A 7,491-nucleotide genomic window follows, 5' to 3' on the forward strand; every position below is an offset into this window, starting at 1 on the left:
ATCCCGGTTCGTGCTGCTCGTTCGAGTTGACGGCAAAGACAGCGAGAGCGTGGTGAAGGCTCTTGTGCGGCAGGTTCGACGTCTGCCTCAAGGATTGATGGCATCGCTGCCCTGGGATCGTGGGATGGAGCTTGCTTATCACAAGCGCTTCAGCGTCGCGACTGACGTTGAGGTCTACTTCTGCGATCCCCAAAGCCCGTGGCAGCGGGGAAGCAACGAGAACACCAATGGCTTGCTGCGGCAGTACTTCCCGAAGGGTTCAGACCTGTCCGCCTATAGCCAAAGCGACTTGGATGCGGTTGCGCTCCGGCTTAATACCCGGCCAAGAAAAACCCTTGGCTTTCAAACCCCAGGAGCTACCCTGGCCAAAGCTGTTGCGCTCATCACTTGAACCCACCAGGGCTTCAATCGCTGCCAAGTACGAAGTTCAGCTTTCCGGCTGCGCTGAGACCTACGAGCAGCGACGCACGTCATGTGCTTGTACAAAATCACCCAAGTGGCAAATGCGAACTGCCTCGCGGCAGGCGACCTTGTTTGGCATGCCCTAAATAAAAGGCACACTAAGAAACTGAGATTCACGAGCCTCTTCATGATTTGAGAAACGCTGCCACCGCATAAGGTGCCATGCCCCGCCAGAGGATCCCGCCCGTGTGCAATCTCTACTCGAGCTACACCACCCAGGAGGCCATGCGCTGGGCCTTCGAGGTCAGCCGCGACAGCGCTGGCAACGTCCCTCCCCTGCCCGCGATCTTCCCAGACCAGATGGCTCCCGTAGTGCGGATGGTCGATGGCGAGCGCGAGCTGATCCGGATGCGCTGGGGCTTCCCGCCGCCGCCGAAGGTCGGCACCCAGCCGGTCACCAACGTGCGCAACGTTTCGTCGCCGTTCTGGCGCGCATGGCTCAAGCAGCAGTACCGCTGCCTCGTGCCGCTCACGAGCTTCAGCGAGTACAACGATACCAAGCCGCGCAAGACGCCCGTCTGGTTCGCCTTGAACAAGGACCGGCCACTGGCCGCTTTCGCTGGCATTTGGCGGCCGTGGACAGGCGTACGCGGCACCAAGGCTGAGCCGGTCGAGGGTGAGCACCTGCTCTACTCGTTCCTCACCTCTGAGCCGAACGAGGTCGTTGGGCTGATCCATCCGAAGGCGATGCCGGTGATCCTCACGACGCCCGAAGAATACGATGTCTGGCTCACCGCGCCGGTGGATGACGCGCTCAAGCTGCAACGACCGGTGCCGGGCGACATGCTTGAGATCGTGGCCCAAGGAGCCAGATCCGACCAACCCGAGGAAGGGCAGACCGCCGCTGGATCGCATGCCTAAGGAGATCCAGCTCGCTGTCGACGGCCTGGTCACCGACATTCTCGAGGTATCCATGCTGCCGACCTCAGACTGGCTCGTGCGTCCGGGCCGTTCCGAGTGAGGTGACCACTGGCCGCACGTAGGCTCCATCTATTCAGGTCTGATGGAGCTCGTGCTACCCAAGGAAATTCGAAAAGTCGAGCGCCAGGCAGTCGACACCGTCCTAGTTCAGTGAACGGGGAAAGGCATTGTGTCCCGATATGGTGTGTCCGAGGACTCAGATTAAAGTGCGATGCTAATCGTCGATGACGAGCCGGATTGGTAACTTGCGTTCGATGAGCCGGGCCTGGAGGAAAGACACAGTGAGATCATCCTGCAGTTCGACAAAGCGCTTAGAGCTGCCCGGGTGGTAGCCCCACTCGACGAAGGTGATGCGGCCAGCCTTCTTATCAGACCGGTTGAGGCGGCAAGCGAGGCCAAGCTCCTTGAGCAGCGTGTAAGCCTTCGCCTGCGGGCTCTCATCGAACTCCCAAACGCACCACCAGGACTGCTCAGGAAGGGGTGCGTCGAGCTCCTCAGGTGCAACACATCGCTCCCGCCAGATACGATCAAGATCGTCTGGGGAGTCGAAATGGTAGCCCTGCTGGCGCAGGTGCTCACGCCATGTGGGGGGATCCGGCGGATCTTGCTGCCAGAGCCCGAGCGAGACACGCCACTTGCTACCCCATTCGCTGTTGACGGGATCCAATCCTTCGTACAGATGCAGCATCTTCTCCACGGGGCCCGGGTCGAGGAGAAGGGGACCACCCTCGGCCAAAGCATAAGCCTGGGCACGGGCAGCGAATGATGCTGTGACAAGGCTGCCGAGGCCGAGAAGAAAGCTGCGTCGGGAGATCATCAAAAGCTTTCCAACTGCGGACACATCGGCGAGGGCTGAGAAGACCTATTGCTGCCCCTGCGGGCTTCATTGTCTTTGCCACCATTGCTGGTCAAAGCTGGTTGGCGGGACCCTTGGGCCCTCTCGGGATGCAGGAGAACCTTATCTTCACTTGGGCGGGTGGGGGAACAGCTCAAAGGGATGAGGAGCGGTAAAGCTGATCACAGTAGAGGTTAACCTCGTTACCCCTCTAGGTGCATGCGCGAGTTACTTGCGGTTCCCACCACGGCTCGGACTCTGCTGCTATGCAGCAGGGGTTGACGGATGTCGGGTTACATCCGTCAACCCCTGTAAACCCTCCTGCATCTCCTGCTCCTTCCCAGCTGTACACCGCTGGCGTGCGGCTCGATTGATATCCCGTGAGATGGCAGCCTAGTGTCATAGATTTGCCCCGTGGCCGAGCTTCGGTACATATCCAGACCCGTCCAAGCAGCTTCCTCGTGCCTCAGATACTTTCCTCCGATGGACACCGTGTGTGTGAAATGCGCCCGCACATGTCCGCCGACAAAAGCGCGCATTGATATGAGAACTGAGATACTCCTGCCCACAGTGCTGGCAGATTACCTGCTTAGGGTCAGACGCCCCGTTTTGGTAATGTTCCGTCGCTGCCCGCCGATGGCCCTTAGACGGCTTCGAGCTTGCCCACAAAGTTCACGACCGCTGGCCTCCCCTCGGACTGGTGATCACTTCCCGTCACATCCGGCACCTTCACCCTTCCGATGTCCCCGGGGACGGGTGCTTTCTCCCGCGTCCTCTTCCAGAGGAGACGCTGTTGCAGGAAGTGGCAAGGGCAGCGGATCGGATGGCTGCCTGAAGGTTACCTTTGCCGCGATGGGGCTGATCCATCCTCCCGCTCCTACAACTGACGCACGAGAGCGGCAAGCTTGTCGGGAAGGTTGTCATTGAGGCAAGCTTGGTTCCGGGTTCGGAGACTACGTCCGATCTCAACGGCAAGCTGGGTGTTAGGGAGCGAGCCTGTGGCCGATCTCACGCCGACCGCTCCATCGGCCCCGGCGGGGGTAGCACGATCCTCGTCTGGTGGGGGCTTGGCAGCCATGATCATCACCGGCTGTCCCCTAACGACTCTGCGGACGGTTCAGCCGCGTATCGACCTTCAACTGATGGCTGTTGCTCGGGTTGCAGCGAAGCCATTGATCTATGTTAGTTTCTGGCCGGAACGGGGCCTGTGCGCGGGAGTTGGTCTGGTGCAGCGGAGCCGGATGCAACCGCATCCAGCCCCTGGAGGAGACCTCCCAATGGCCAACTCACCGATTGCCAACAGCCCATCCATGCCAAGTGAACCGCGCAAGCCTATCGATTGCCCTCCGGACTGCGACTTGCCGGAAAACTCGAAAGCGAACTTGGACACCAAGCTCGACCATGCCATCGACGAGACCTTTCCGACCAGCGATCCAGTCTCAGTCAGCATCACCAAGGGTGGTGCCATTGACTACGATCAGCAGAGCGCCGCCACGTCGGCCAAACCGGCGAACTCAAGCCAAGCTGAGCAGGACACCGCCGAGCAGCTTCTCGATCAGGTCAGAGAGGCGTTGGGCGATGTGGTAGGGAGCGCGTCCAAGACAGCGCAGGAAGCCTACAACCAGGGTGAGCGCTACGTGCGCCAAGCTCGCGAGCGCTACCCAGAGGCTGATCGTTATTATCAAGAGGGCCGTCGCGTTGTCAGGCAACGCGTGACGGAGAACCCCTGGCTGGCATTGTTCATAGCTGGTTCCATTGGCTACGGGCTGGCTTGGTTGATCCATGGCACCAAGGGAGAGCAACGCAACCGCGTTCCCGATTATGCCCGGACCAGACGCGGCTACGCCCCGCACCGTGATGAGGCACGCCGGTCCTGATTATGCCTTGACCACGACAGCCTGTCTGGAAAGGCGCAGCAGAAGAAAAAGGAGACTCACGGGGGTATCGACAGAGAGTCTTGTTGAGGAGATGACATGACCCAAACAGATGCTGCTCCTGGCGTGACGACCGGCAAGCCTCTGATCGAGAGTGATCGGGTGGAGGGCACTGCCGTCTACGATCCGACCGGCGATCATCTCGGCTCGATCAAGCGCCTCATGATCGAGAAAATCAGCGGCAAGGTAACCTACGCGGTCATGTCCTTTGGGGGCTTCCTCGGCATCGGCGCGGATGAGCACACGATCCCCTGGAGCAAGCTTACCTACGACACCGGCCTGGGCGGCTATTGCACCGACATTACAGAAGAGCAGTTACGCGGCGCTCCGAGTTTCTATCGGGAGCGCGATGATTATGACTGGACAGACCGAGATCGTGAGCGCGAACTGCTTGACTACTGGGGAGCCCCCTACTACTGGGGTATCTGATCTCGAATGGCGCAGTCTGCGAGCCCCGTTTCCACAACGGCTCGCAGACTTATGATTGCACTCGGGAGGTACAGCCTCGATGCGCTTGGTGTCCGCCTCGTTTGCTGCCGCATCGCTTATTGTGGCGTCGCTTCCCACAATGGCCTTTGAGCTACAGGGATACCGATCCGGGATGTCGCTGGCCGAGGTGACGGAGATCGCAAAGCACTCTGGATGGGAGATCGTTCCAGTAGGATTTGTCCTTTCATCCGGGAACGGCAGCTACGGTTTGCGGCGTCCGCTGCCCTCGGGTGCCTTGACGTTCGGCATAGATTTCAGCTTTTGCAATGACCACTTGATGTTGCTCGGTGAAACGATCCAGGGTGGTTTCGACGCATTCGCTCGCACGCTTGAGGCGTACACGAAGCGCTTTGGCCAAGGCAGCATAAGTTCTCGATCTGAGAATGGCCCGAATGGGACGCTCAGCGAGATCACTGTCGAGTGGCTTGATCCCGGCCATGACCGCCACCGTGTTTCGATGTTCGCGCTTCAGGGCAGACAAACGGTAGCGGTATCGATGTTCTCGCCCGAGGTTGCTCGCCCTTGCCGCCAAACGGACTGATCCGCCGAAGTTCTGATCCATGGCGAAGTGCGTAATGTTACTGACAGCGTAATTGAGCGCACGGACGTTCTTACCGATGCAGGGGCTGAGGGCCAGGGCGACGTCTACGCGAAAGATCGCTCGTGGATCGTAACACGACCGTTTCATATGGTCTGTCTTGGCCGCGCGACTTGCGCAAATCCGCCACTGCTCGATTGGCTAGCGTCACCGCTTCCTCGTGGCTCTTGGCAATAATGCCCAAGCCCGAGCAATCCGGCGACCACACCCGAGCGGCTGTCTCCTCGCCAAGAGTGATCTTCTCCACGATGAGACGGATGGTTTCCATCTGACCCTCCCGAATGTCAGAGCCGGAAGTGCCGTTGAGCCTACACCCATGCCACTAAGCAGAAGCAAGGAAAGACGAGGTAAAGAATAACGTCTCAGCCTCGGATCATGAGCAGGCGGAAGACTCCTGCGCCCTGAAGCGCCCGGCGCTCCGACCACTACGCTCTGGTTCATGCCAGCATGGTTGAGCATTGCTGTGCCAGACCATGGTGCGTCGGCAACGCAGCCCATGCCTCAGAGGAGTTACGTAACAGCACCCGGTATTCTTCCGGGGTCTCCGGTTCTTAATCCATGTTAAGAATTACCTACTTCGGTCGATCTTTGCGGATACAAGCGCCATCAGCGTCGCACCACGAGACGGCACAACCATAGCCACTCAGTATGAAACTGCGTGGTGCTCTCGCTTATCCAGCGATTCATGATTGGAGGAATCATGCCGGGTACACGCAAGACGTTTGTTGCACGGAGGGATGAGGCACCCCAGGACCGCATGTACTCACCTGAACTCCAGGCCCTGATGTGGGAGATTTTACGCACGCTCAGCCAGATCGACGCTGAGCATCATCTTCGCCTGGAGGAGGTCGAGCGCGGCGCGACTGAGGACGAACTCAAAGAGTATGTCAGACGGAAGCTGACGGCGGCGCATCGCGCAAGGCGCGAACCATACCTCAATCAGCTTGAGAAGCTGCGGCAGCAACAACATCGCCAGTCTTTCGGAATTTGAAGAACCCAAAGACATAACGACTGTCGGGCAAATTGCGCTCGGCCCCATGACAGCCCACCCGCCACAGTAACAGGCTACGCCAATAATCAAAAAACATTGAGGAAACGCATGTTAGCCTCCACAGAACACCGATCATCCCAGGCTAAAATGAGCATAGCCTATCGACATCCTTCGGTGGTTCAGTCTACGCAGCAATCGCTCTTAGCAGCGCTCGCTGACCTTGATGTCGAGTACGAGGGTGATCTTGAAACCGTCAGGCAAAGCTCAGCCGATGATTGGCTGAAACTGACTGTGATCAGGACGCTGCAAGAGCGGTATCAAGAGCAGCAGACTTCTTACGTTCGGCAGCTTGCGCGGCTGCGAGGACAGTTACGCCGTTCGCCGCGTGGTTCAATCACTGGCAGCGAGCAGTGAGACTTATGAGGTCGGTCAACGCTGATGAGGTCTCCAATCGGATCAATCGCGCCTGGAGAGGACTATACCAAAATGTACGGATGGGAGAGCCTCACAGAGCCTCGTCTTGTCGAGGCAGGGGGCGTCAACTTGCTGAACGGAGTGTCCGATGAAGCACAAGTTCGAAGTCGGCCAGTCGGTGTTACCTGCCCATCCCAGGCGGGCTGATCCTGATACTTACGTGATCGTGCAGGTGCTGCCCGAGACTTCTCACGAGCCGCAGTACCGGATCAAGGGCGCATCGAGCGGTGTCGAATGCGTGGTTCGCGAAACGCAGATCAGAGGGATCAGAAGGAGGCCTAACGATGTGCGGGCCTCACTGCCCCGGTTTGAGAGCGAGCGCATGGCTCATCTCGTGTGGTGCTAGGGACCTTACCGCACCATATGACGTGCAGGTGCATGGCAGTGCGAGGATGCGCTCTCTTTCTGTTAACCCCATAGCTACCCTCCAAGAGTAGCCTTGGCTAATATAATGCTTATCCGGCTGAGGTTCACAGCTTGCTGGACAGCGGCCCTTCTGCCGCGTCATTGCCTTCGGCGAGCCGTCGAACAAGCCAAAGCTGCTGATGGTCGCTCCAATGTCAGGCCACTACGCCACGCTCCTGCGTGGCACGGTGGCCGCCTTCCTCGACAGCCATCAGGTGTTCATCACCGACTGGACGGATGCCAAGCAGGTGCCCCTGAGCGAAGGCCGGTTCGACCTGTCGGACTATGTGGATTACTGCATCGCCATGTTCGAGGCGCTCGGGCCGGACCTGCACGTGAGCGCCGTCTGCCAGCCTGCCGTTCCGGTCTTGGCCGCCATTGC

The 7,491-nt window shown here is 59.1% G+C and carries 9 protein-coding genes, 1 pseudogene and 1 riboswitch; of the genes and pseudogenes, 7 read left to right on the forward strand and 3 right to left on the reverse strand.

Translation table 11 applies throughout. From position 1 onward, the window contains the following. The coding region (locus DRB19_RS28030; protein ID WP_114189088.1) for an IS30 family transposase at positions 1 to 391 on the forward strand (391 nt) is incomplete at its 5' end. 257 nt (positions 392 to 648) lie between these two features. Then, a complete protein-coding gene (locus tag DRB19_RS28035) occupies positions 649 to 1,323 on the forward strand; it encodes an SOS response-associated peptidase (protein ID WP_114189268.1) in 675 nt (224 codons plus the stop codon). A 274-nt stretch (positions 1,324 to 1,597) separates the two neighbouring features. On the opposite strand, the gene DRB19_RS28040 is transcribed toward DRB19_RS28035, so the two are convergent. Then, positions 1,598 to 2,200, reverse strand: coding sequence for a hypothetical protein (locus DRB19_RS28040; protein WP_114189260.1), 603 nt, complete (start codon positions 2,198 to 2,200; stop codon positions 1,598 to 1,600). Positions 2,201 to 2,237: 37 nt separating this feature from the next. After that, positions 2,238 to 2,337, reverse strand: a riboswitch (SAM-I-IV-variant riboswitch). A gap of 1,158 nt (positions 2,338 to 3,495) precedes the next feature. Here DRB19_RS28040 and DRB19_RS28045 point away from each other — a divergent pair. Both DRB19_RS28045 and DRB19_RS28050 read left to right on the forward strand, forming a co-directional pair. Further along, on the forward strand, positions 3,496 to 4,095 hold the full coding sequence (locus tag DRB19_RS28045) for an ElaB/YgaM/YqjD family protein (protein ID WP_114189261.1): 600 nt from the start codon (positions 3,496 to 3,498) through the stop codon (positions 4,093 to 4,095). Positions 4,096 to 4,191: 96 nt separating this feature from the next. Next, on the forward strand, positions 4,192 to 4,581 hold the full coding sequence (locus DRB19_RS28050; protein WP_114189262.1) for a PRC-barrel domain-containing protein: 390 nt from the start codon (positions 4,192 to 4,194) through the stop codon (positions 4,579 to 4,581). A 244-nt stretch (positions 4,582 to 4,825) separates the two neighbouring features. Here the strand turns inward: DRB19_RS28050 and DRB19_RS30455 are convergent, their stop codons facing one another. Continuing rightward, positions 4,826 to 5,203, reverse strand: a complete 378-nt coding sequence (locus DRB19_RS30455) for a hypothetical protein (protein ID WP_147023075.1) — start codon at positions 5,201 to 5,203, stop codon at positions 4,826 to 4,828. Between the two features lie 49 nt (positions 5,204 to 5,252). Beyond that, complete coding sequence (locus tag DRB19_RS28060; protein ID WP_114189264.1) at positions 5,253 to 5,507, reverse strand: hypothetical protein; 255 nt, start codon at positions 5,505 to 5,507, stop codon at positions 5,253 to 5,255. Positions 5,508 to 5,900: 393 nt separating this feature from the next. On the opposite strand from DRB19_RS28060, the gene DRB19_RS28065 reads away from it, so the two are divergent. The 3 genes and pseudogenes from DRB19_RS28065 to DRB19_RS28080 form a co-directional block, all read left to right on the forward strand. Further along, positions 5,901 to 6,230 (forward strand): hypothetical protein, encoded by a 330-nt coding sequence (locus tag DRB19_RS28065; protein WP_114189265.1) that lies wholly within the window; start codon positions 5,901 to 5,903, stop codon positions 6,228 to 6,230. Positions 6,231 to 6,792: 562 nt separating this feature from the next. Further along, positions 6,793 to 7,050, forward strand: coding sequence for a hypothetical protein (locus DRB19_RS28075; protein ID WP_114189267.1), 258 nt, complete (start codon positions 6,793 to 6,795; stop codon positions 7,048 to 7,050). Positions 7,051 to 7,189: 139 nt separating this feature from the next. Then, positions 7,190 to 7,491 (forward strand): annotated as a pseudogene (locus DRB19_RS28080) (polyhydroxyalkanoate depolymerase); the annotation flags it as partial.

It is taken from the genome of Microvirga aerophila (genome assembly GCF_003332305.1).
GTDB lineage: Bacteria > Pseudomonadota > Alphaproteobacteria > Rhizobiales > Beijerinckiaceae > Microvirga > Microvirga aerophila.